Source organism: Ditibartonella apis (assembly GCF_001952075.1).
Taxonomy (GTDB): domain Bacteria; phylum Pseudomonadota; class Alphaproteobacteria; order Rhizobiales; family Rhizobiaceae; genus Bartonella; species Bartonella apis.
The window spans coordinates 256357-281694 of record NZ_LXYU01000004.1 but is presented as its reverse complement, the minus strand read 5'-3'; the positions used below and the strand labels follow the sequence as shown (position 1 = coordinate 281694).

Genomic DNA, 25338 nt, shown 5'->3' with positions numbered 1-25338 from the left:
GCGGTCCCAATAATAGCTCACAGAATTTTACAGCTAGCCGGACAAACGTACAAATTTAATTCTTCTTGAGATTATGATGCTCGATATGCATGTGAAACAGCTTATGTCGGATTAACTGGTCGTTTGGTCATTTTTGCAATCGAAAGTGTGATGCAGCAGTTTAAAACCTGAAACCGGTTTGGAGAGCTATTAGGTGAAGTTTTCAATCGGCTCACAGCCGACCGAAATTTTGAGAATTATAAATTCGAATTGACGATTACGCAAAAACACTGTCATTTATTCAGATTGCTGATGAAATTTTTGGGTCCGATCGGAGCCTGTTTTTACTACACCGGAAGTTTGAAACACTCGTTTACGGTTTTGCACACACTGGATATTTTTAGGCACAAAACGTTCCGCTGATCATTGCAATGAATGCAAACGAAAACCGCTTTAGCGGAACTTTTCGTTTGTCAATTCAGGATTAGGCGAGACCGGGAAGATCGTATCTTTCGATGATTTCTAAATTTGATATGTGATTGAACCCAAATCATTACAACTAGGTCCTGACTTAGAATGTTTCCCTGCACTGAAATTGAGGAAGAACTGTCAATCATGGAAATGAATCGTTAACCATGAAGAGTATGGCGAAAATTATAACTTGAAAAAAGAACAAAACGAGAACATAAAGAATACATAACAAGAAAGGAAAAGCTGATGTCGGATATTTTATATGACGTGTTGTCATTTGTTTCTGTAAGTTTGTTCGTGACAACGGTAGGAATCTGGTTAATAACGTTCTAAAATTAAGATGTAATTTTGCTCACTGTGGCTTTTGTTGAAAGCTTGTGAAAGCTGTTAAGTGGCGATCGTGCAGATGATTTAGACGTGCAGTGATCATGATAACGTCTGGCAGAATCACTTATATTTTTGTCACAGCAATCGAGAACAATTATTGGGAAGACGGAACGTGTCTGACGGTAATACTGAAAAACAAAAAGAGGAAATTGAACGTCCACGGTTTATCCATTTGAGGATTCACTCGGCCTATTCATTGTTGGAAGGCGCAATAAAGGTCAAAGAAGTCATAAAATATGCCCTTCATGACCACGCTCCGGCTATCGCGATTACCGATACGAATAATCTTTTCGGTGCGCTCGAATTTACCCAATATTGTTTTGCCGACGGCATTCAACCGATTATCGGTTGCCAATTGGCTATCGACTTTGAAGATGTCGGTTACGACCCGCGTGTTTCAAAATGGCGTAATCCTTCAGACTTCACGTCAATCGTTCTGCTCGCAGCCACAGAAACGGGTTACAAGAATCTGGTACATCTCGTAAGCCGTGCCTATCTTGATAAAAGCGAGACTGACCCCGCAAATGCGAGAATTGAATGGGTCGAGGAATTAAGTGACGGCATTATTGCCTTAACCGGTGGACCGAACGGTCCGATAAATAGTTCGATTGTTGATGATAAAAAAGATCGCGCCATAGAACGTTTGCAACGTCTGCAAAAAGCATTCGGTGATCGACTATATATGGAGCTACAGCGGCACGGCAATTACGATCGCGCAACAGAAGCGGAAATTGTCGAACTCGCCTATAAATATGGCATTCCCCTTGTTGCGACAAATGAAGCTTTCTTCAAAGATAAAAGCGGCTATGAAGCACATGATGCGTTGTTGGCGATTGCAGAAGGACAAATTGTATCCAATCCGGACAGGAGACGTGTCACGCCCGACCATTATCTGAAGTCTCAGGATGAAATGGTCAAACTGTTTTCCGATCTTCCGGAGGCAATCGACAATACCGTCGAAATTGCAATGCGGTGTCATGCTTATACGCCGACCAGAAAACCGATTTTGCCACGTTTTACCGGTCAATCGGATGATCCTGCAGCAGCCGTCAAAGCCGAAGCTGACGAAATGATACGTCAGGCAAGAGAAGGGCTGAAAATGCGCCTTGAAACAGCCGGTCCATCGGAAGGCTATACGCCCAAGGATTACGAAGAACGGCTGGAATATGAAATATCCATTATTACCAAAATGCAGTTTCCTGGCTACTTCCTGATCGTTTCCGACTTCATCAAATGGGCAAAAGCGCATGATATTCCTGTAGGACCGGGGCGTGGATCAGGTGCGGGTTCGCTTGTTGCTTATGCTTTGACAATTACCGATATAGACCCGTTGCGTTTTTCATTGCTGTTTGAACGTTTTCTTAATCCGGAACGTGTATCTATGCCGGACTTTGACGTGGATTTCTGTCAGGATCGACGCGAAGAAGTTATCCATTATGTGCAATCAAAATATGGCAGTGAACAAGTCGCACAAATTATTGCACTCGGTAAATTGCAGGCTCGAGCAGTTATTCGCGATGTCGGCCGTGTTCTCGAAATGCCTTATCGTCAGGTAGACTATCTTTCCAAATTGGTGCCGCAAACTCCCGGAAATAATGTGGAGCTTGCGAAAGCCATCAAGGATGAGCCGAAATTCGAGGAAGAAAAGAAAAAAGATCCATTGGTGGGGCACCTGCTTGATATCGCACTTCAGCTCGAGGGACTTTATCGTCATACTTCGACACACGCGGCCGGCATTGTTATCGGTGACCGGCCGTTGTGGCAATTGGTACCAATGTATCGTGATCCGCGCTCGAACATGCCGGTTACGCAATTCAATATGAAATTTGTTGAAAAAGCGGGGCTGGTCAAGTTCGACTTTCTGGGGTTGAAAACCCTCACGGTTTTGAAGACGGCTGTCGATTTTGTCGCCCGTAAGGGGATAAAGATCGATCTTTCTCACATTCCGCTTGATGACAAACCGACTTATGACATGCTGACGCGCGGTGAAACAGTTGCTGTGTTTCAGGTTGAAAGTACAGGTATGCGCAAAGCGCTTATCGGGATGAAGCCTGACCGTATCGAGGATATTACCGCCCTTGTTGCACTTTATCGACCGGGGCCTATGGAGAATATTCCGACCTATATTGCGCGTAAGCACGGTGAAGAAGAGATTGCTTCCATTCACCCGAAAATAGATTATCTCGTGAAGGAAACCCAAGGTGTTATCATCTATCAGGAACAGGTGATGCAGATTGCTCAGGTACTTGCGGGATATTCACTGGGACAAGCTGATCTTTTGCGCCGCGCAATGGGTAAGAAAATTCACGAAGAAATGGAACGTCAGCGTGTCCATTTCGTCGCCGGAGCCGTTGAACGGGGGGTTGATAAAAATCAGGCAAATTCAATTTTTGATTTGCTGGCAAAATTTGCCGATTATGGTTTTAATAAATCTCACGCGGCGGCCTATGCCTTTGTTTCTTATCAAACTGCCTATTTGAAAGCTCATTATCCGGTTGAATTTTTAGCGGCTTCCATGACTTATGAAATGGGCAACACCGAAAAGCTTAACGATTTTCGGCGTGAAGCCCAAAGGCTCGGAATTGAAGTTGTCGCTCCTTCCGTCCAGACATCCTATCGGGCGTTCGAAGTCGGCGAAAATCGCATTTATTATTCGCTTGCTGCAATCAAGGGGGTTGGAGACCCGGCAGTCAATCATATTGTGGAGAGACGGGGCAACAAACCTTTTAAAGATCTTGAAGATTTTTGCGAACGCACGGATCCTCGTATTGTCAATAAAAGGGTGATGGAAAGTCTTATCCATGCCGGTGCGTTTGACTGCTTCCATATTCCTCGTGAAGTACTGGTTGCAGGAATCGACGTTATCAATGCCCGTTCAATGCGCGTACTCGACGATAACCGGAGCGGTCAAACCGATATTTTCGGAATGAGCGACGGACCGAAAGAACCGCTTCTATTGCCGCAGGCGAAGCCGTGGTTACCGGCTGAAAAGCTTCATCACGAGTTTCAAGCCATCGGTTTTTATCTATCGGCTCATCCATTGGATGAATATGAGGACGTTTTGCAGAAACTGCGCGTTCAAAGCTGGATTGATTTTTCCAATGCTGTGCGGCGAGGGGCTAATGCCGGCCGTCTTGCCGGTACTGTCAGTGTAAAACAGGTAAGAAAGACAAAATCGGGAAAGAAAATGGGCATTATCCAGTTTTCCGACCCGACCGGACAATTCGAAGCAATTCTTTTTTCGGAAGGATTAAGCGCTTATGGAGACATGCTGGAACCGGGGCAATCTGTTGTCATAACAGTCAATGCCGAAAACCGTCCCGAAGGGATCAGTTTACGCATAGAAACAGTCCAGTCATTGGAACATGAAGCAGAACGTATCCATAAAACAATGCGTATATTCGTACGTAATGCGGATATGATAGAAGAAATCGGCGGTAGCCTCGAACGTGGTGGCGACGGAGATGTAGGCTTTATTATCATCAAGGATAATGGGGCACGCGAGATAGAAGTTTCGCTCCCGCACAAATATCGGGTAACGCCGCAGGTGGCCGGTGCTATGAAAGCCATTCAAGGCGTCGTTGATGTCGAACTTGTCTAATTTTATAAAACCGGTTTAACAAAAATAGACATCGCTTTGATTTAAAATAAAAATATCTAGGGCAAACGAGGGCGGGCGAATTTGTCGCCTGCCTCAGATTGCGCTTCCATTATTTTTCGAGATTTCCTTCAGAGTTTTGTCGCGATTAAAGCCTGCTCCAAATCGGCTTTTAGATCATCAAAATCTTCAATGCCGATTTGAAGCCTCAGAAGTGAACCCAAATATTGATGTTTGAAAACACGATCATCAAGGTGGACTTCGACAGCTAGACTTTCATATCCACCCCATGAATATCCAAGTTTGAAGATTTTAAGTGCATTCAAAAAAGCGTAGGCTTCTTTTTCGCGTCCTCCTTTCAGGACAATAGAAAATAGTGACGAGGCACCCTTGAAATCGCGCTTCCATATTTCATGGCCTTTATGGCTTTCCAATGCAGGATGAAGCACTTCCGCTACTTGCGGCATGGTTTCCAACCATTGTGCCAAAGCAAAAGCGGTTTTGCTTTGATGGGCTAAACGAATGCCCATCGTGCGCATAGACCGTAACGTGTTATAGGCGTCATCACCCGAGACACTCATTCCCAGGAATTTATGTGCATCTTCGACAATTCTTTTCGTCCGGTCATTCGCAGAAATGAAACCGATCAGAATATCGGAATGGCCGGCAGGATATTTCGTTCCGGCGGTAATTGAAATGTCGACACCGTAATCGAGCGGCTTGAAATTGAGCGGGGTTGCCCATGTATTATCCATCAACACAACTGCACCATGTGCGTGTGCAACTGAGGAAATCGCCGGTATGTCCTGAATTTCAAACGTATTTGATCCGGGTGATTCAGTGAAAACCGCCTTGGTTTGAGGCTTCATCAAACGTTCGATTGCGGCACCGATTGTTGGCTCGAAATATTCGACTTCGACGCCCATTTTTTTTAACATATTATCTGCAAAACGACGCGTCGGACCATAAACGGAATCAGTTATCAATACATGATCACCTTGCGACAAAACGCCCAAAAGCGGGACTGTGATGGCCGCAAGGCCGGATGGTACCAACACTGTTTTTTTAGCACCTTCCAGAGAATTTATCGCGTCGCACAAAGCATCGGTTGTCGGCGTACCATGAGTTCCATATGTATAGCGCTGATTTTCGCTCTTCAGGGTTTCGGCATCAGGAAACAATACAGTCGAAGCATGAACAACAGGTGGATTAACAAAGCCGAAATAGTCGGCCGGATCATTTCCACAATGAGCAAGTTTTGTGTTTACACCAGATTTTCCAGAAAAATTATTTGACGTCATCGAGTGTACTTTCCAATTTTTTAAGCCACGTTATATTTTAGCATTGATAAAATATATCGGTGGTCAAGCAAAATCTGTTTGCTTTTCACGGTTATTATAGCACGCTATTTGCTTGACCTGATATGGATAATGCTTTTCGATAGCTGTCAGGACAAGTTTTTGCAAACGCAGGAGAGGACTTTATGTTTTTTAAAACTTACATCGCCGCGATTGGTGTTGCGCTTACAGCGTTTGGTACTGTTACCGCATCGGCAGGAACATTGGATGACGTTAAGGCACGCGGATATTTGCAATGCGGCGTAAGTACCGGACTGGCCGGCTTCAGTATTCCCGATGAAAAGGGTAATTGGACGGGGTTCGATGTCGACTATTGTCGTGCTGTTGCTGCCGCTATCTTCGGAAGTGGAGATAAGGTCAAGTTTGTTCCGTTAAGCTCCAAAGAGCGTTTCACTGCGCTGCAATCGGGTGAAATAGACGTTTTAATCCGCAATACCACCTGGACGATCAATCGGGAAACAGCATTGGGGTTGGATTTTGTCGGTGTCAATTATTATGACGGACAGGGCTTCATGATCAATAAAAAGAACCTTGAAGGAGTAACGTCGGCTCTTCAATTATCGGGGGCTTCGATTTGTGTCCAATCCGGTACTTCGACGGAACTCACACTCGCCGATTATTTCCGCAACAATAAAATGGAATATACACCCGTTGTTTTTGACAAATTCACCGAAGTCAATCAGGCCTATGACGCGGGGCGTTGTGACGTCTATACAACTGACCAGTCTTCGCTTTATGGTTTGCGTTTGCAGCTAAAGAATCCTGAAGACCACGTCGTTTTACCTCAAATCATTTCGAAAGAACCTTTTGGACCGGCTGTTAGACAGGGTGACCCACAATGGGCTGATGTCGTACGTTGGACACATAATGCACTCTTGAACGCCGAAGAATTCGGCATTACGCAAACCAATGTCGATGATATGCTGAAATCCGACAATCAGGATATCCGCCGTCTTCTTGGAGTAGAGCAAGGAAATACTATTGGTAAAGACTTGGGGCTTGATAATGACTGGGTCGTAAAAATTATTAAAGCGACCGGCAATTATGGCGAAATTTTCGAGCGTAATATCGGTCAGAATACGCCGTTGAAAATTTCGCGTGGCATTAATGCTCTTTGGACAAAAGGTGGCCTGCAATATGGCTTGCCAATTCGCTGATAACTGTTCGTCGCCGCATTTCTCCCGATGGTAAAACACAAGATTGGTATCGCTGAACGTTCGTTAAAGGCAGAAATGGCTGCCTTTTTCAACGTGCGTTCGGTTTTATCATTAGCAGTTCAATGTCTTGTTATTATAGCACTTTTTCTTTTTATTCGGTGGATTACCCATAATACGATAATCAACCTGCGTGCGTCGGGAATCGCTTCCGGTTTTGATTTTCTGGATAAACGTGCGGGATTTAACCAGCCTTCGAGTATTATTCAATATGATGACAATGCCACCAACGGTGAGGTCATTCAGGCAAGCCTTGTCAATCTGGTTTTTATCTCTGTTATCAGCCTTGTAACAGCTACCTTAATCGGGCTTTTTATCGGAATAGGGAGGCTATCGAACAATTGGCTCATTGCCAAACTATCGCTTTGCTATGTCGAGTTTTTCCGGAATATTCCTCCGCTTGTTCTTCTGTTTTTCTGGTCTATCGGCGTTATGCAAGTTTTGCCGCCAGCAAGACAAAGTCTCCATTGGGGTACGATTGCAATTAATATAAGAGGAATTTATCTTCCCCGTCCTGTCTGGGGCGAACATGTGGGATTATTCGTCGTATCCGCGATCATCTTGGTAGCAATAGCCGGATTTTTATATGTCTATGCGCAAAGGATGATTAAAGAGACCGGTCGTACACGTGTCAAATGGTGGCATTGCGCCGTAATCGGTTTGTTGTGCCCGCTTGTTCTTTTTTTTATTCTTGCCTATCCCCATTCCTGGGAAATCCCCACTTTGAAAGGCTTCAACTTCAGCGGCGGATATTACATATCGCCTGAATTTTTGTCACTTTATCTTGCCTTGTCAATCTATACAGGTGCATTGATTGCCGAGACAATCCGCGCCGGAATTCAAGGTGTAGATAAAGGCATGTTTGAAGCAGGAGCCTCTTTGGGCTTTTCAAACAGTTTGATTATGCGGTTAATCGTTTTGCCATTGGCCTTACGCATTATTATTCCCCCACTGGCCAGTCAATATATGAATCTTGTAAAAAATACATCTCTGGGCGCGGCCGTCGGTTATTCGGAACTGATGATGGTTTCAAGCACCATTATGGAAAGAACCGGGCAATCCGTTGAACTTGCGGTTATCTGGATCGAAGTTTATCTCGGCTTAAGCATCGTCGTGTCGTTGTTCATGAACTGGTTCAACCGGCATATGGCCTTGGTGGAGCGCTAGAATGATTGAGCGTTATGTCCAGACCAAGTTTATTCCGCCATCACCCCCACCTGTGTTTGACAGGGGGGTATGGCATTGGTTGCGTCAGAATCTCTTCTCTACCCCTGTAAATTGTGTGGTGAGTGTCACGCTCGCACTCGCAATTGTATACTTTGCTATCCCTCTCGTTAATTGGTTGATTATCAACGCCGTATGGAGTGGAAGTGACCGCAAGGCATGTACCACAAATACGCAAGGCGGATATATGCCGGACGGATGGAACGGTGCGTGTTGGGCTTTTGTCAAAGCGAATTTTTGGCAATTCATTTATGGTCGGTATCCTGACAGTGAACGTTGGCGCGTTAACGTGACGGCGCTAATTGTGATTGTGATAAATCTGCCGCTCCTTATTCCAGCTTGTCCATTTAAAATTATCAATGCTCTGATATCTCTGTTTGTGGTTCCAGTTATCGGCTATTTTTTTCTTTTTGGCGGGCATTTCGGTTTGCCGCTCGTTGAAACCCAATTATGGGGCGGATTGCTTGTCACTTTGACAATCGCCTATTGTAGCACGACGATATCCCTTCCTCTGGGCAGCTTGCTTGCACTTGGGCGACGTTCCCGAATGCCGGTTATTCACCTCATATCAATGATTTTTATCGAAACCGTTCGCGGCATACCGCTTGTTGCGGTGTTGTTCATCGCGAGTGTCATGCTTCCGCTATTTTTGCCTCAGGACATGACATTTGATAAATTTCTACGTGCGTTGATCGGTGTTGCCCTGTTTACGTCGGCTTATATTGCAGAAGTTGTCCGTGGCGGTTTACAGGCAATACCCCGCGGCCAATACGAAGCCGCGGAAGCACTCGGCCTTGGATATTTAAAAACAATGTTTCTTGTCATTCTGCCTCAAGCCTATAGCCTTGTTATACCGGGCATTATCAATGTGCTTATCGGTATGTTTAAAGAAACCAGTCTTGTTTACATTATCGGCATGTTCGATCTTTTGGGAATTGTTCGACAAGCAATCCAGCAAGCCCAATGGAGCACACCGCAAACACCCCTGACAGGCATGGTCTTTATTGGTATTGTTTTCTGGGTATTTTGTTTTGGCATGTCGCGTTATGCGCATTTCATAGAGAGGCGCTTGAATTCTCCAAAAACCAATGGTGCGGAAGGATGAATATTTGAAAATGCATTCGGATAAGTTTGATGACCAATTGGAAGTCTCAATGCACCATGTCAATAAATGGTATGGCGGATTGCACGTGTTGCGCAACATCGAACTCGAAGTAAGACCTAAAGAAAAAATCATTATATCCGGCCCATCCGGCTCGGGAAAATCCACATTGATACGATGCATCAATGGTTTGGAAAGGGCAGAAGAAGGCGAAATAACAGTAACAGGCATTCCACTTAGACACGGAATGTGGAGCTTGAATAAAATTCGCCGGAACGTCGGCATGGTTTTTCAACACTTCAATCTGTTTCCGCATCTGACGGTACTCGAAAACTGTGTGCTGGCACCTATCTGGGTAAAACATATTGGCCGTCGCAAGGCAGAAGAACAGGCAATGCATTATCTGGAACGCGTGAAGATTCCCGATCAGGCCCATAAGTATCCGGGGCAGCTTTCAGGAGGGCAGCAACAACGTGTTGCAATTGCCCGTTCACTCTGTATGGAGCCGCGCGTCATGTTGTTTGACGAGCCAACCTCAGCATTGGATCCAGAGATGATCAAAGAGGTGCTGGATACAATGATTGATCTTGCCGAGAATGGCATGACAATGCTCTGCGTTACCCACGAAATGGGTTTCGCGAGACAAGTTGCCGATAGGGTTATTTTTATGGATGAGGGACAAATTCTCGAGGTAGCACCACCGGATGAATTTTTTGATCATCCGGTGCATGAAAGAGCAAAGGCATTTTTAAGCCAGATTTTATGATGCTACTTAAGGTTATGTACCGCACCCGCTGCATCATACCCGTAAAGCCAATCAAGGCTTGCCATAAAGCTTTCTGACGAACGCACCTTCATGACCAGATTTCTGGCAACAGCAACGGGACCGGTTGCGTGATAGACAAAACTGTTAAACACGCCTCTTTTGTTCACAGCAGCGACACGCGGCGCACGAATATTGCTATATCGGCTCATGGCTTCAGAAAGGTTCATATCCTTGTCTGCCAACAGTTCGGAAAGGGCGGCTGAATCCTCGATTGCCATCGCCGCTCCCTGTGCTGCAAAAGGTAGAAATCCATGCGAAGCGTCGCCCACAAAAACACGTAAACCATTATCTGAAAAACGCTGCGGAAGCATTTGAAATAACGGCCAAAATGTCCATTTCTTGATGAGATTAAAAATATTTCGTATAGCGGGATGCCAATCTTTAAAATGTTTTAAAAGATCTGCTTTATTCCCCTCGCGCGACCAGATTTCGCCCGGATTGTTTCCGTGCGTAATAGCAACGAAGTTGAAAGATTTGCCTGCTTTCAGTGGATAGGCAACGAGATGATTGTTTGGTCCCATCCATGCAACGACGGTTTTTATATCGGTAAAAGTCCGAATAAATTCCTTCGGAAGTGCGTCAACATCGATTGTGGCACGCCAAGCAATATAACCACTGAAACTCGCGTGATCGTCAAGCGGCGGAAATTGTCTCAATTTCGACCAAACACCATCACATCCGATGATGAGCGGTGTGACAAAGCCATGTTCCGAGCCCTGATGGTCGGTATGAACTTCAGCCAGTTCCGGTGTTTCTTTCGAAACAGCAATTACTTTTTCATCAAATCGTATATTGATAAGAGAGTTTTGTTTTGCTTTTTCATAAAGCACATTTTGAAGATCGGCACGGTGGATCGTGATATATGGTGCATGCCAGCGGCGTTCCGACACATCCTGAAGATCAACCTGCATCCGCGTTTTGGCAGAAAGTCCATCTCTCAATTCGAGGAAATGCGTCTTTACTCCCACCTCTATAAGGCGATCAAGAACACCCCATTTTTTTAACAATCGGGTAGCATTCGGCGCCAATTGAATACCGGCGCCTACTTCTTCGAGATGATCCCGACTTTCCAGAACAAGATTACTTATACCCTTATCGGATAATGCTAACGCCGAGCTTAATCCGGCAATTCCAGCCCCCACTATGATTGGTTTTTCGTGTTTTTGCCAATCCATAGCTATTCCTCGTATTTCAATGTTGATTAACTAGCGATCTTGATCGCGCTTTGCTCAGGGTCAAAACTGCAATTGGCCGGATTTGTTTCCATCTCCGAAAGTGACGGGTTATACCGATACAACGTTGAACAATAAGAGCAAATCTTCTCGTTATCTGCACCCATATCAATAAATATATGAGGATGGTCAAAAGGCGGATTGGCTCCAACGCACATGAACTTCTTCACGCCGATTTCAATCATTTTATATCCGCCGTCATTTTGAAAATGAGGAATGTGATGATCAGCCATGTCAAAACTCCGTGTCAAAATAAGTTGTCGAAGCGCAATATTGCACTACCATTGATAACGTTCTTTTCTATAGCCTAATTGATGCCTGATAGCCAACATTTTGTGTCAAATGTCTGCGCGTTTCGATCACTTTAACATAACCCGATCTACTAAAAGTTGTATAATTATGTCTTTCATCTGTTTTTGATGCTTTCCATCTCATATCGCTGCATCGCATTCGCGCTATTAATCTACGTATTATTAAAAGATATTGTCGATCTTCCTACCCAACTATTTATCGAGAGCAATTTCGTTTGCATTAGTGAAAATGTATTGGGGGAGCGGGAAACTTGGTAAGCAGAAAATAATAAGCAATACAGATAGCTACAAATCTTCACTACGAGCGAGAAAATCAGGCCCGATGGCACGCAACGCTTATCGATAAATTGTTATTTGATCTATTATTGTCGGAACCATAAGAACTGCAAGTGGTTTGAGACAAAGATAACGTCAACGTTCTTCTTGCTCGTTTGAGAATCTCGGAATTTTTCGAGTTTTGTAGCCCGTATCATTTAATGCGACATTTGTGTCAGTCCGGATTTCGAACCAAAATTGCACTTATGGCAATCATGAAAAATTAAAGCACTTATAACAGCGGAGATGAATAACCACAATTGCGATTGGAATTAAAAATTAATAAATATTAATATAACAATTTTAATTGTATTTAAATTAATTTTTTAAAAAATATCCCATAAAATGTATTTTTATATTTATGAAAAATATTTCGTGTTTTATTTATATAATAATTACCAATTAAAAACGTTTAAAATGATTTTTTATGAAAAACCTATTTTACTTACCCTCTTGATAATATTTTTTGAATATAGTCAGACGTCGTAAAACCTTAGGCTTTAATGTAAGAAACATGGACATATCAGCAATCCGAATGCGGATATAGAATTTGTCATTGTTGTTTCGTCGTTGTAGACTTTCGATAATTATAGAATGATATGATTCAAAATTATTCCGTTCACAGCGGGGTGATGCGGTCAAGTTGATTGCAGCATCAAGACATGAGAATGAAGGGAAAAGCAATATGGCTTTACGCACAAAAAGTTCGTCGAATTCAGAGGTTAAGCAGCCTAATGCTGATACAATCAATATGGAAACGCCGGAACGTTTTGTTAATCGGGAATTCTCGTGGTTGCAATTCAACAATCGTGTACTCATGGAAGCCGCTAATAAAAAACATCCACTTCTGGAACGTTTGCGCTTCCTATCAATATCAGCCACCAATCTTGACGAATTTTTTATGGTTCGTATCGCTGGTCTTGCTGGACAAGTCCGTGCAGGAATCGTGACTCGTAGTGCTGACGGACGTACCCCACAGGAACAGCTTGATTTTGTGCTTGCCGAGGTCGCGCGATTACAAGCTAATCAGCAAACGGAACTCAGGGCTTTGCGACATGAACTCGAACAGGAAAAGATTACGATCATTCGCCCTGACCGTTTGAGTGAAAATGAAAAGACTTGGCTCGAAAACCACTTTCTGGAAACAATTTTTCCTGTACTCACACCGCTTTCAATTGATCCTGCCCATCCATTTCCTTTCATTCCCAACTTAGGATTTTCGATCGCTCTTCATCTGTTGCGCCGCGCCGACCGTCAGCCGATGACGGCACTATTGAGGCTGCCAACAGCTTTGAAACGTTTCACATTGTTACCGGACGAAGGGCACGGCTATCGCTTCATTTCGCTTGAGGATATCGTCAGTCTCTTTATCGGCAAGCTTTTTCCGGGTTATGAAATTAATGGCGCCGGTACATTTCGCATTATTCGCGATAGTGACATTGAAGTTGAAGAAGAAGCGGAAGACCTCGTTCGCCTCTTTGAAACAGCTCTGAAACGGAGGCGCCGCGGGCAGGTGATCCGCATTGAGTTTGATGCGGAAATGCCCGATGATTTACGTCAATTTGTTACAACGGAGCTTGGCGTGCCCGATAATCGGGTAAGCGTCCTTGATGGATTGCTTGCACTCAATATGATTTCCGAGATTGTTTCGATACCTCGTGAGGATTTGAAATTTGTTCCTTATAATCCTCGTTTTCCAGAAAGGATAAGGGAGCACGCCGGAGACTGTTTCGCAGCAATCAGGGAAAAAGATATTGTTGTTCATCATCCTTACGAATCGTTTGATGTAGTCGTACAGTTTTTAAGACAAGCAGCTGCTGATCCGGATGTGTTGGCGATAAAACAGACGCTTTACAGAACATCGAATGATAGTCCGATTGTTCGCGCGTTAATTGACGCATCCGAAGCAGGAAAATCGGTTACGGCTTTGGTCGAACTTAAAGCCCGTTTTGATGAAGAAGCGAATATTCGTTGGGCAAGGGATCTGGAACGGGCAGGGGTGCAAGTTGTTTTTGGCTTTATCGAGTTAAAAACACATGCCAAGATGTCTCTGGTTGTGCGTCGCGAGGAAAACAGATTGCGTTCCTATGTCCATCTTGGAACAGGAAATTATCATCCGATTACTGCCAAGATTTATACGGACCTCTCTTTCTTCACAACAGATGATGATATCGGACACGACGTTCAACTTATTTTCAATTTTATTACCGGTTATGCACAGCCGGATGAACCGATGAAACTCGCATTTTCTCCTTTGACTTTGCGACGGCGTATTCTCGGACATATCGAGGATGAAATTGCGCATGCAAGAGAAGGAAAACCTGCAGCAATCTGGATGAAGATGAATTCTCTGGTGGATCCACAAATTATCGATGCATTGTATCGGGCAGGGCAAGCCGGTGTTCAGGTTGATCTTGTGGTTCGCGGCATTTGCTGCTTGCGTCCAGGTATTCCCGGTTTTTCAGAAAATATACGTGCAAAATCTATCGTTGGCCGTTTTCTGGAACACAGCCGTATTTTCTGTTTCGGCAATGGGGAAGATCTACCGAATGAAAATGCTATCGTTTATTTTGGCTCTGCCGATATGATGACGAGAAATCTCGACCGACGTGTCGAGACATTGGTACCGGTATTCAATAAAACCGTCCACCAGCAGATACTTTCCCAAATCATGTTGGCAAATATCATTGATAACCAACAAAGTTTCGAGATATTGAGCGACGGGACCTCGCGCCGCATCGTACCGCTTAAAGGCGAGAAGCCTTTCAATGCGCAGGAATATTTTATGACTAACCCCAGTCTTTCAGGGCGTGGAAAATCGCTGCGGTCATCAGCTCCTCGTATTATTGCATTACGCCGCCAAAAGACTGATACAACAAGCACCGAAACAACGAAAAAAGACTGACACATAAATGGATAACTCTTTGGCTCAAGGCCGCTTGAAGGGCAGAAAACCGGTTGCTGTTATCGACATCGGCTCAAATTCGGTTCGTTTGGTTGTCTATGAGGGATTGGTTCGCTCGCCCACTGTGCTATTTAACGAGAAGATACTTTGCGGCCTTGGCAAAGGCGTAGCAAAAACGGGCTGCCTTGAAACCGAGTCGGTTGACATGGCATTAAGGACGTTGCGTCGGTTTCATGCAATTTGTGATCAAATCGGCGTTTCGGCGGTTCATACATTAGCAACGGCCGCATCGCGCGAAGCAAAAAATGGTCCTGCCTTCATTGATGAAGCTGAAAAAATCCTTAAGAACGAGGTGAGGGTTTTAACCGGTAAAGAAGAAGCCACATATTCGGCTTACGGGATTATCTCGACCTTTCATCACCCCGATGGGGTGGCGGGCGACCTTGGTGGAGGCAGTCTCGAATTGGTTGACATCCACGAAACGACTGTTGGTAATGATGGCATTACTTTGCCGCTTGGCGGTTTACGCCTTCAGGATATGTCTGATAACAACCTTTCAGAAGCCACGAAAATCGCTCGGAAATATCTTAAAAACAGCGAAATTCTGAGTAAAAACAAAGGTAGAAATTTTTACGCTGTTGGCGGTACGTGGCGCAACATTGCAAAACTCCATATAGCATTCAAGCACTATCCTCTCCCCGTGATGCACGGATATGAAGTGAAGGGCTCGGATATGGAATCCTTTCTTCACCGTATTACCAAAGGCGAAGTTGAGCAGCTTAAAACTATTTCAGCCATCTCCAAGAATCGTCGTCAGCTTCTCTCTTACGGCGCAACTGTGATGATCGAAGTGTTGCGGTGCTTGACGCCGAAGAAAATCATATTTTCCGGCGCCGGAGTGCGTGAAGGTTTTTTGTTTTCTGAACTAACACCGAAATTGCGTGATGAAGATCCCCTGATTGCAGCATGTCAAGAAATGGCAACATTGCGTGCCCGCTCTCCGGCACAGGCTTATGACCTGATCGGTTTTACAAAAAATGCTTTTGACACCTTCGGCATTCAGGAAACTGAAGAGCAGAGGCGATATCGCGAGGCAGCCTGCCTGCTTGCCGACATAGGTTGGCGTTTCCACCCTGATTATCGCGGTGATCAATCTGCTAATCAGGTAGCGTTCGGACCTTATCCTGGAATATCACATGAAGGGCGCGTTTACGTAGCATTGTCAGTGTTCTACCGTAACGAGGGACTCTTTGTAGACGATGATGCGCCGGAAATCATAAAATTGGCTGACAAAGAAACAATCGAACGGGCGCGCTTTTTAGGTGGTCTTATGCGGGTTGCAAATCTTTTTTCTGCGTCCACTGCCGGTATCCTGCCTGATTTGATATGGAAAACTCAGGATAAGAAAATAGTTTTGACTGTACCTGCACGCCACGCTGATCTTATTGCCGAGCGGCCGATAGGACGTTTGCAACAACTTGGAAAAGCCACAAATAAAGATTTGAGCTATCTTATCATTTGATAATAACTGTTAGCTGTTTAATTCCGATTGCCAATGATAGGTTCATTTTTCTGGACAAATTAATTATTGTTGCAGGTGTAGAGGAATATTTCGTGAAATTCCGTTTCGATAAGCGGTTTACGCAACTGTTTTTATTTAAAAATTGTCCCCTTTATAAGAAAAATTATATAATAATTATTTAGATTATTGGTATAATAAATATTATCCAGATATTAAAATAGAAATACGGTTAATGAATGTTTACAATAATTAAATTTATAATGCAATTTTTTAAAATGTGACTGTGATCTACAATTTGTTTTTTATAAATAATATTTATAGATAACTTGAAACCGGGTAATTCTTACCGAACTTCTCCGAGCCAAAGTTGAACTGGTGAACAAGACAATTATTAATTATTAAAAATAATAGCAGCGTGTCGCTTGGCATCGGTCACGTGGTTGAAAGGTATCCGCTCGAGTCCCCCCTTAATCGTCTGATAGTGATGCAGAACTGATATTTTTACCTTTGCGAGCGAGATAATTATAGAGCCGCTTGATATTCGGCAATTGACAAAGACCATTGCCTTTTTCAGCTACGGCTGCTGTTCCACAGGCGGTAGCCAATCGGAAAGCGTCTTCAGCTTCCCATCCGGAAGCCAAGCCATGAACCATACCAGCTACAAAGCTGTCGCCCGCACCGGACGCACTGATAACACGCACATGGGGGGAGGGAAGATAAAGTGTCTTATCCTTGGTAGCCAAAACTGCTCCCTGATGTCCTAGCGTAACGGTAATGATTTCAGACGCACCTTTGATGCAATATTCTTGTGCAGCTTTGGCAATATCGTCAGTCAGATTGTATGTTTTTCCGGTAACGGCCTCAAATTCACCCTGACTTGGCTTTACCAGTGTCAAACCGCCTTTATCGAGGACGTGCTTGAGGGCATCACCCGATGTGTCAATGACGATACGTGCATTTCGCTTTTTGGCAATGTCAATCAATAAATCGTATACATCGATTGGAACGTTTCGTGGAAGACTGCCGCTTACAACAACCCAATCCCATTCGAGTTTTTCAGTTTCTTTGACGACGGCTTTCCATTCCGTCTCTTGCATGATCGGCCCTTCGGCGATGAAGCGATATTCCATGCCGGAAGCTCTTTCGTGAATAACGTTATTGACGCGGGTGTTTCCGGAAATAGCAATTTTAATGCACTGAATGCCGCGATCATCCATAAGATGATTTAGAACATTACCCATAATGCCGCCGCTCGCGTAAAGCGCTTTAACATCTCCACCGAGGCGATGAATAACACGGGCGACGTTGATGCCGCCGCCACCAGGATGAAAGCTTTCATCAGATGTTCTAATTTTGTGGGTTGGACGCACCACCTCTGCTTCACTGGCTGCATCAACAGTGGGATTGAATGTTACTGTAAGGACTTTTTCCATCATCTGCCTCTGCATATAAAGCGTATATGTTTTAAAAATATAGACAGGTTAAGTTGATTATTTCTTTATGGCTAGATTTCTTTTGTCAATATCTTACCGTTCTGAAAGTAAAAACCCAAATGGCCATCCAACATCTTTTGAGCTTTCTTCCCGAATATATCATACCGCCATCCTTCCATTGCCGGAAGGGCGACCAAATTTTCCTGCTTCGCAATTTTTTCCAGATCATCGTTATTTGCTATAATACGGGGTGCAATATTTTCTTCATCGGCAACAAGTTTCAAAAGAACACGTAAGAGTTCGATTGCTGCTGCGGTTCCGTTAGCGAGCGCTACATGTTTATGTATCGGTGGTAAATTGTTTGTATCCACTGAAAGACCTACCTGCACCGCGTTCAACAATTCACTAGCGCTGCTGGAACGCTCCCAACCTTTGGGAATACTGCGCAATCGCGCAAGCGCCATTTCATTCTTCGGTTGTTGAGTTGCAATTTCGATAAGGCATTCATCCTTCAGAACGCGCCCGCGTGGAACATTGCGATTCTTTGCTTCCTGTTCTCGCCAAGCTGCTATCTGTTGAAGAACTGCGAGTTCGCGTGGCTTACGAATACGTCCTTTGATCCTTTTCCAGGCTTCGTCATTGGGCATAATGTAGGTTTTTGGTGATGTGAGAACTGACATCTCGTCATCAATCCAATGGGTTCTACCGTTTTTCTCAAGTTGTTTCTTAAGATATTTATAAACATCCCGTAAGTGGGTTACATCAGCCAATGCATATGACAATTGTTTGTCGTTAAGTGGCCGGCGGCTCCAATCGGTATAACGGGAGGATTTATCAATATGCTCACCCGTAATGCGTTCCACAATTTGTTCATAAGAAACGCTTTCACCAAAACCGCAAACAGAACCGGCAACTTGGGTGTCAAACAACGGCACAGGAATAACTTTTCCGAGTTTATATATGATTTCGACGTCTTGTCTTGCAGCATGGAAAACTTTGACGACGTTTTCATTTTTCATCAATTCGAACAACGAAGTTAAATCGATATCGTTGGAAAGCGGGTCAACGACTACGGCGATATCAGGTGAAGCCAACTGAATCAGGCATAGCTGTGGCCAGTAAGTTGATTCACGCATAAATTCGGTATCAACCGTTACGAAATCCGATTTAACAAGCGTTGAAATAACGTCTTCGAGAACAGAGGTAGTGGTAATAACTTTCATATCCAAGGCTATAACTTATTATATATGATTTGTCTTTTGCTATATTTTTTCATACACAATCCTTCCATAGCTTGACAAATGTGCGGCAAAATGCGCTTTTGCCCACAAGTTGATTATTTCAGAATGCATGAAACAAAAAGGCAAGACTATGCATCGTTATCGCAGTCATAACTGTGCCGCTCTTCGTAAGAGCGATGTTAAATCAAAAGTTCGGCTCTCCGGATGGGTTAATCGCGTCCGTGACCATGGTGGAATATTGTTCATCGATTTGCGTGATAATTACGGCATAACACAAATCGTCGCCGACCCGGATTCGCCGGCTTTCAAAATTGCCGAAATGGTGAGAAGTGAATGGGTTTTGCGGGTTGATGGTGAAGTCCGGGCACGTTCCGATGACACGATCAATACCAATCTTCCGACCGGAGAAGTCGAGGTATTCGCCAACGAAATCGAAATCCTATCGAAATCGGACGAGTTGCCTTTGCCTGTTTTTGGTGAGCCCGATTACCCTGAAGATATTCGCTTGAAATATCGTTTTCTGGATTTGCGTCGCGAAACTTTGCACAAAAATATTTTGCAGAGAACGAAGATTATTGCGGCTATCCGCCGTCGTATGCAAGAAGCCGCATTCACCGAGTTTTCGACGCCAATTCTGACAGCTTCATCACCGGAAGGTGCGCGAGACTTTTTGGTGCCGAGTCGCATCCATCCAGGAAAGTTCTACGCTTTGCCGCAAGCGCCTCAGCAATATAAACAGCTTTTGATGATGTCGGGTTTCGATCGTTATTTTCAGATTGCCCCATGTTTTCGCGATGAAGATCCTCGTGCCGACCGGCTTCCGGGGGAATTCTATCAACTCGATATGGAAATGAGCTTCGTCGAGCAGGAAGACATCTTGCAAATTATGGAACCGATCATCCGTGGTATCTTCGAAGAGTTTTCCAATGGTAAACCGGTAACACAAAAATTTCCGCGTATTCCATATAACGAAGCAATGAGAAAATACGGTTCGGATAAACCGGACTTACGCAATCCCATTGTCATGGAAGAGGTAAGCGACCATTTCCGCGGTTCAGGATTCAAGGTATTCGCAAATATATTGGAGAGTGATGCCAAAGCAGAAGTCTGGGGTATACCTGTCAAAACCGGTGGTAGTCGTGCGTTCTGCGACCGTATGAATTCATGGGCTCAAGGCGAAGGCCAACCGGGACTGGGTTATATCTTCTGGCGTAAAGAAGGTGACAAAATTCAAGGAGCTGGCCCGATTGCAAAAAATATCGGACCCGAGCGCACCGAAGCAGTACGCAACCAACTAAAACTTGCTGATGGTGACGCCTGTTTCTTCGTAGCTGGCGACCCGCGTAAATTTGCACTTTTTGCAGGAGCCGCGAGGACGCGGGCAGGCGAAGAACTTAATCTTGTCGACCGCGATCAATTTTCGCTGGCCTGGATTGTTGACTTCCCGTTTTTTGAATGGAACGAGGACGAAAAGCACATCGAATTTTCTCATAATCCTTTCTCTATGCCTCAGGGTGGCAAAAAAGCTTTGGATAGTGAAGAGCCGTTAAATATCAAAGCTTATCAATATGATGTCGTCTGCAACGGTTTCGAGCTTGGATCAGGCGGCATCCGTAACCATTCACCCGAGACTATGGTACGGGCTTTCGAGATTGCCGGTTTGTCGAAAGAAACTGTTGAAGAGCGTTTTGGTGCACTCTATCGGGCTTTCCACTATGGCGCACCGCCGCACGGTGGTATGGCTTGCGGGATTGATCGTATGGTCATGTTGCTTCTTGGTGTGAAGAACCTGCGCGAAATTTCGCTTTTCCCGATGAATCAACAGGCTCTTGATCTTCTGATGGGAGCCCCATCGGAAGTGACTGCAGCACAACTAAGCGAACTATCACTTCGTATTGCACCGTTAAAAAAGAACAATTGAATAAAAGCAGATAAACAAAAAACCCGGCTACGGCCGGGTTTTTCATAACGAGCGTTATTATTTATTTGCTTCTACTTTGACTTTTAACAAGTCGATCAATTTTGCGGCAGAAATGCTTCCTGTGGCATAAAGCACAGTTATAGGAATTGTTTTTCCCGGTGTTGCACTAACGGTTAGCGATTTTGGATTATCAAGGAAATTTCCTATTTGTTCAGAGGTGTTTTTGACGAATTCCGGATCCTCAATTTTAGCGCCGATCAACGGCAGCGTAGCCTTGAGTTGGGTTATAAAGTCTTCGCGCGTTACACCATTTTGTTTTGCATAATAGTCGAGGATTCTATCGGTCAGGGAATTATCATCATAACGTATAGAAACATCGCCAAATTTTAACTGTTGGACAATTCCCAAAACACTCAACATTTCGGCTGTCGTCTCGTCAGTGTTGTTCGAGCCATTCAATTGCTTCAAAACGCCGAGATTATTGACTAAATCTTCCGTAAGTCCATCAACATTTGTGCTGATCGCAAGTTTTCCGCCGTTATCAATAGTAATTTCGTTGCGGTCGCCAACATATTTACCGCTTTCGATATCCCAGTTGGCATGAAAATTCAAAGAACCGGACAGTTTGTCATAGCCAATATCGGTTAGCCATTTCGACGCCGCAGGAATGCCGGTCTTATTTGGCTCGTAACTGACAGATTTTATGCTGCCTGTGATGTCTACGCTTTTTGTGCCGGCTTTTAAAAGATACACCATCTTTAGACCTTCAGCATTGAAGAATGTCTGGTCAATGCCCGTCAAATAAACCCGATCTATTGTTGCACTCTCATAGGGAAAATGAACAAATAGGGGGTTAGCATCTTTATTCGGTGCAAGCCTGATTTTATCTATAGAGATGTCTTGAAAATTCGTCGTAACACCTGAATTCGTGCTTTTAAGCAGAGGGATGGAAACTTTTTCCGCAAAATAAGTGCCATCCTGACCTTCCGTTACATTTTTAAAACGAAGGTTGTCAATTTTGTCAAAAACCAACGTTTCGTCAGGCTTATTATCGTCCTCCTGTTCTTGAGATGGTTCATCTGAAGAAGACTGTTTTGCCCGCTTTCCGGTGCTGCTCAAGCCTTGAATTTTTATCGTTACATCTCGCAACAAAATGTCATTGCCGTCAGCTTCGCTGCGAGAGGCAGAAATTGAAAATTCGGTGGTCTTTATACGGTCTTGTAAACGAGAATTGAATGCATTCGGATCAACTGCCCACGAGTTTAGGTGAACCGTTGTTGCAGCAAAAAAAGTGCAAGTTGTAAGTATTAATGCTCTTTTGAATTGTCTCATTGGAAGATACCTTCTCTCGTCGGACGCCTTGAGGATTAGCCCTGTCTGAGTTTAATTGCTATCACAGTTAAATAAAAGCGAAAACAAGTCCATGACTTGCGGTAGATTCAACGAATTGCTATTCGATAATCATGCCAAGTAAAGTGATTCGATTATCCGAAAAAGATCATGTTGAGCCGATAGAACTGCGTTCTGCTTTGCAAGAGCGCTACTTGGCTTATGCACTGTCGACGATTATGGATCGTGCGCTCCCCGACGTTCGTGATGGATTAAAACCGGTGCATCGGCGCATCCTTCATGCAATGCGATTGTTGAAGCTCAATCCGGATCAAGCTTATGCAAAATGCGCGCGTATTGTCGGCGATGTCATGGGCAAGTTCCACCCGCATGGTGATTCGTCTATTTATGACGCACTTGTGCGCTTGGCTCAGGATTTTGCAGTTCGCTATCCTCTAGTAGACGGGCAGGGTAATTTCGGAAATATCGATGGCGATAATGCGGCTGCAATGCGTTACACAGAAGCGCGCATGACAGCGGTCGCAACGTTGCTGCTTGATGGTATAAACGAAAATGCAGTGGATTTCCGTCCTACTTATAATGAAGAGGATGAGGAACCGGTCGTATTACCATCCGCTTTTCCAAATCTTCTTGCTAACGGTTCATCGGGCATAGCTGTCGGAATGGCCACGTCCATTCCACCCCATAATGTTGCCGAGCTTTGCGACGCTGCGACATATTTGATTGCGCATCCCGATGCGACAAATGATGATCTCGTCAAATATGTACGGGGTCCCGATTTTCCTACGGGAGGAATTCTCGTCGAGCCAGCTGAAAGCATTCGTGAATCATACCGGACCGGACGGGGTACATTTCGCTTGCGGGCGCGCTGGCACAAAGAAGAGGGGAGCCGCGGCACATATTCTATCGTTGTTACCGAAATTCCGTATCAGGTACAAAAATCGCGGCTTATCGAAAAGACTGCAGAGCTGTTGCTTGCCCGTCGCCTACCAATGCTCGACGACATACGTGACGAATCGACAAAAGATATCCGCATTGTTTTGGAGCCGAAAACAAGAACTGTCGACCCGGAATTGTTGATGGAATCGATCTTCAAGTTGACAGATTTCGAAGTGCGCGTGCCACTCAATCTGAATGTTCTAACTCTCGGGAAAATTCCAAATGTCCTCTCTTTGGGGCAGGCATTACAGCAATGGCTGGATCATCGCAAAGACGTTCTCGTACGCCGTTCAAAATATCGACTCGGGGAAATAACACGCCGTCTCGAAATTTTAGAGGGGTATCTCATTGCATATCTCAATCTGGATGAAGTTATCCGGATTATTCGGGAAGAGGATGAACCGAAGAACCAATTGATGACGAGCTTCTCGCTAACGGAAAATCAGGCCGAAGCAATCCTCAATATGAGATTGCGCTCGTTACGTCGGCTTGAAGAAATGGAAATCCGAAAAGAATTTGATGCGTTGAAAGCCGAAGAAGCCGAGCTTGATGCTCTTTTGCAATCGAATACAAAGCAATGGAAAGCGATAGCCGGCGAAATTGCCAAGGTCAAAAAAATCTTTGGTCCTGACACACCTTTAGGTAAACGGCGCACCACATTCGAGGATGCTCCCGATCATGACATTAAAGATATAGAACAGGCAATGATCGAGAAAGAGCCGGTAACGATTGTTATTTCCGAAAAAGGCTGGCTAAGAGCATTAAAGGGGCATCTGACAGATTATTCCACCCTTACATTCAAGGAAGATGACAGGTTAAAAATCGCATTTCCTGCGATGACAACGGATAAAATCATTGTCCTGACCACTGGTGGGAAATTTTTTACCATAGCCGCCAATTCATTACCAGGTGGGAGGGGACATGGTGAACCGATCCGTATTTTGGTCGATATGGGTAATGACGAAGATATTTTGACGGCATTTGTTCATGTGCCGGATCGAAAGTTATTGCTTATTTCTTACCACGCGAACGGTTTTATCGTCTCTGAGAACGATGTCATTGGAACGACGCGCAAGGGCAAGCAGGTGATGAATGTGAAATTGCCCGACGAAGCAAAATTATGCCTGCCGGTTGAAGGAGATCATCTCGCCATAGTTGGCGAGAATAGAAAAATGCTTATCTTCCCTCTCGAACAGATATCGGAAATGACACGTGGCAAGGGAGTTCGTTTGCAACGCTACAAGGATGGTGGAGTGAGCGATGCGGTTACCTTTAAATTGGAAGAAGGACTCACTTGGCATGATACGGCTGATCGAACATATAGCCGTAGCGCATCAGAATTGATTGAATGGCAAGGAACACGCGCCGGAGCAGGGCGGATGGTACCAAAGGGCTTTCCGAGATCCGGCAAATTTTCGGGCTAATCCGGATATTATTCCAAGCGCCCGATCCGGTACGAAGTGATAGAAAAACGATATATTCCGGTGTGTTAGAAAAATTTTTTAAAGTGTTTTATCAGCCGCGTCCGCGATAATTGGAAACATTCTGGTCGGGAATCCATACATCATCAGGCATTTTTCCTGTTTGCCAGAAGACATCAATAGGGATACCTCCTCGCGGATACCAATACCCACCGATGCGCAACCAATGAGGTGACAAAAGTTCTACAAGCCGACGTGCAATGGTGACCGTACAATCCTCGTGAAAAGCGCCATGATTGCGGAAGGATCCCAGATAAAGTTTAAGAGACTTGCTCTCAACCAGCCATTTATCCGGCACATAGTCAATCATCAGATAAGCAAAATCCGGCTGGCTCGTGATTGGGCACAATGATGTGAACTCCGGCGCTGTAAAGCGGACACAATATTTTACATCTGCCTGCGGGTTAGGAACACGCTCAAGCACCGCTTTCTCGGGGGATTCCGGAAAAGGAGTCTTTTTTCCCAATTGCTTTAAATTTTCATAAATTGAATGATCGGATGCCATTGAATTGAACCTTGAAAAAATGTT

General features: G+C 44.5%; 16 protein-coding genes. 9 read left to right on the top strand and 7 right to left on the bottom strand.

All coding sequences use genetic code 11. The features are described from left to right. Nucleotides 1–949: 949 nt before the first annotated feature. The gene (gene dnaE, locus PEB0122_RS10360) at nucleotides 950–4438 is read left to right on the top strand and encodes a DNA polymerase III subunit alpha (protein WP_083650320.1); all 3489 of its coding nucleotides are present in this window, start codon (nucleotides 950–952) and stop codon (nucleotides 4436–4438) included. A 128-nt stretch (nucleotides 4439–4566) separates the two neighbouring features. Here the strand turns inward: dnaE and metC are convergent, their stop codons facing one another. Next, complete coding sequence (metC, locus tag PEB0122_RS10355) at nucleotides 4567–5736, bottom strand: cystathionine beta-lyase (protein WP_075917117.1); 1170 nt, start codon at nucleotides 5734–5736, stop codon at nucleotides 4567–4569. 182 nt (nucleotides 5737–5918) lie between these two features. Here metC and PEB0122_RS10350 point away from each other — a divergent pair, with 182 nt between their 5' ends. The 4 genes from PEB0122_RS10350 to PEB0122_RS10335 are packed head-to-tail and all read left to right on the top strand — an operon-like array spanning nucleotide 5919 to nucleotide 10099. Beyond that, nucleotides 5919–6950 (top strand): amino acid ABC transporter substrate-binding protein, encoded by a 1032-nt coding sequence (locus PEB0122_RS10350; protein ID WP_075870647.1) that lies wholly within the window; start codon nucleotides 5919–5921, stop codon nucleotides 6948–6950. Between the two features lie 27 nt (nucleotides 6951–6977). Then, nucleotides 6978–8174, top strand: a complete 1197-nt coding sequence (locus PEB0122_RS10345) for an amino acid ABC transporter permease (protein WP_075917116.1) — start codon at nucleotides 6978–6980, stop codon at nucleotides 8172–8174. Nucleotide 8175: 1 nt separating this feature from the next. Then, nucleotides 8176–9336 carry an amino acid ABC transporter permease gene (locus PEB0122_RS10340; protein ID WP_075917115.1) on the top strand — a complete coding sequence of 387 codons (1161 nt, stop codon included), beginning with the start codon at nucleotides 8176–8178 and terminating at the stop codon, nucleotides 9334–9336. A 10-nt stretch (nucleotides 9337–9346) separates the two neighbouring features. Next, nucleotides 9347–10099 carry an amino acid ABC transporter ATP-binding protein gene (locus PEB0122_RS10335; protein ID WP_198936004.1) on the top strand — a complete coding sequence of 251 codons (753 nt, stop codon included), beginning with the start codon at nucleotides 9347–9349 and terminating at the stop codon, nucleotides 10097–10099. A gap of 2 nt (nucleotides 10100–10101) precedes the next feature. On the opposite strand, the gene PEB0122_RS10330 is transcribed toward PEB0122_RS10335, so the two are convergent. Continuing rightward, nucleotides 10102–11334, bottom strand: a complete 1233-nt coding sequence (locus tag PEB0122_RS10330; RefSeq protein WP_075917113.1) for an FAD-binding protein — start codon at nucleotides 11332–11334, stop codon at nucleotides 10102–10104. A gap of 26 nt (nucleotides 11335–11360) precedes the next feature. Then, complete coding sequence (locus tag PEB0122_RS10325) at nucleotides 11361–11624, bottom strand: zinc-finger domain-containing protein (RefSeq protein ID WP_075870652.1); 264 nt, start codon at nucleotides 11622–11624, stop codon at nucleotides 11361–11363. A gap of 1078 nt (nucleotides 11625–12702) precedes the next feature. Between PEB0122_RS10325 and PEB0122_RS10320 the strand changes: the two genes are divergently transcribed. Both PEB0122_RS10320 and ppx read left to right on the top strand, forming a co-directional pair. Then, the gene (locus PEB0122_RS10320) at nucleotides 12703–14922 is read left to right on the top strand and encodes an RNA degradosome polyphosphate kinase (RefSeq protein ID WP_075917112.1); all 2220 of its coding nucleotides are present in this window, start codon (nucleotides 12703–12705) and stop codon (nucleotides 14920–14922) included. Between the two features lie 7 nt (nucleotides 14923–14929). Continuing rightward, nucleotides 14930–16444: an exopolyphosphatase gene (ppx, locus tag PEB0122_RS10315; RefSeq protein ID WP_075917111.1), complete on the top strand. Its 1515-nt coding sequence runs from the start codon at nucleotides 14930–14932 to the stop codon at nucleotides 16442–16444. A 467-nt stretch (nucleotides 16445–16911) separates the two neighbouring features. Here the strand turns inward: ppx and PEB0122_RS10305 are convergent, their stop codons facing one another. Together PEB0122_RS10305 and rnd are read right to left on the bottom strand one after the other, a co-directional pair. Further along, complete coding sequence (locus PEB0122_RS10305; RefSeq protein WP_158025434.1) at nucleotides 16912–17880, bottom strand: 1-phosphofructokinase family hexose kinase; 969 nt, start codon at nucleotides 17878–17880, stop codon at nucleotides 16912–16914. Nucleotides 17881–17948: 68 nt separating this feature from the next. Beyond that, nucleotides 17949–19100: a ribonuclease D gene (gene rnd, locus PEB0122_RS10300; protein WP_075917109.1), complete on the bottom strand. Its 1152-nt coding sequence runs from the start codon at nucleotides 19098–19100 to the stop codon at nucleotides 17949–17951. A 148-nt stretch (nucleotides 19101–19248) separates the two neighbouring features. Between rnd and aspS the strand changes: the two genes are divergently transcribed. Next, a complete protein-coding gene (gene aspS / locus PEB0122_RS10295; protein ID WP_075917224.1) occupies nucleotides 19249–21039 on the top strand; it encodes an aspartate--tRNA ligase in 1791 nt (596 codons plus the stop codon). Nucleotides 21040–21096: 57 nt separating this feature from the next. Here aspS and PEB0122_RS10290 read toward each other — a convergent pair whose 3' ends face one another. Beyond that, a complete protein-coding gene (locus tag PEB0122_RS10290) occupies nucleotides 21097–22371 on the bottom strand; it encodes a hypothetical protein (protein WP_075917108.1) in 1275 nt (424 codons plus the stop codon). 131 nt (nucleotides 22372–22502) lie between these two features. Between PEB0122_RS10290 and parC the strand changes: the two genes are divergently transcribed. Next, on the top strand, nucleotides 22503–24752 hold the full coding sequence (gene parC / locus PEB0122_RS10285; protein WP_075917107.1) for a DNA topoisomerase IV subunit A: 2250 nt from the start codon (nucleotides 22503–22505) through the stop codon (nucleotides 24750–24752). 91 nt (nucleotides 24753–24843) lie between these two features. Here parC and queF read toward each other — a convergent pair whose 3' ends face one another. Next, complete coding sequence (gene queF / locus PEB0122_RS10280; protein WP_075870660.1) at nucleotides 24844–25314, bottom strand: preQ(1) synthase; 471 nt, start codon at nucleotides 25312–25314, stop codon at nucleotides 24844–24846. Nucleotides 25315–25338: the final 24 nt, after the last annotated feature.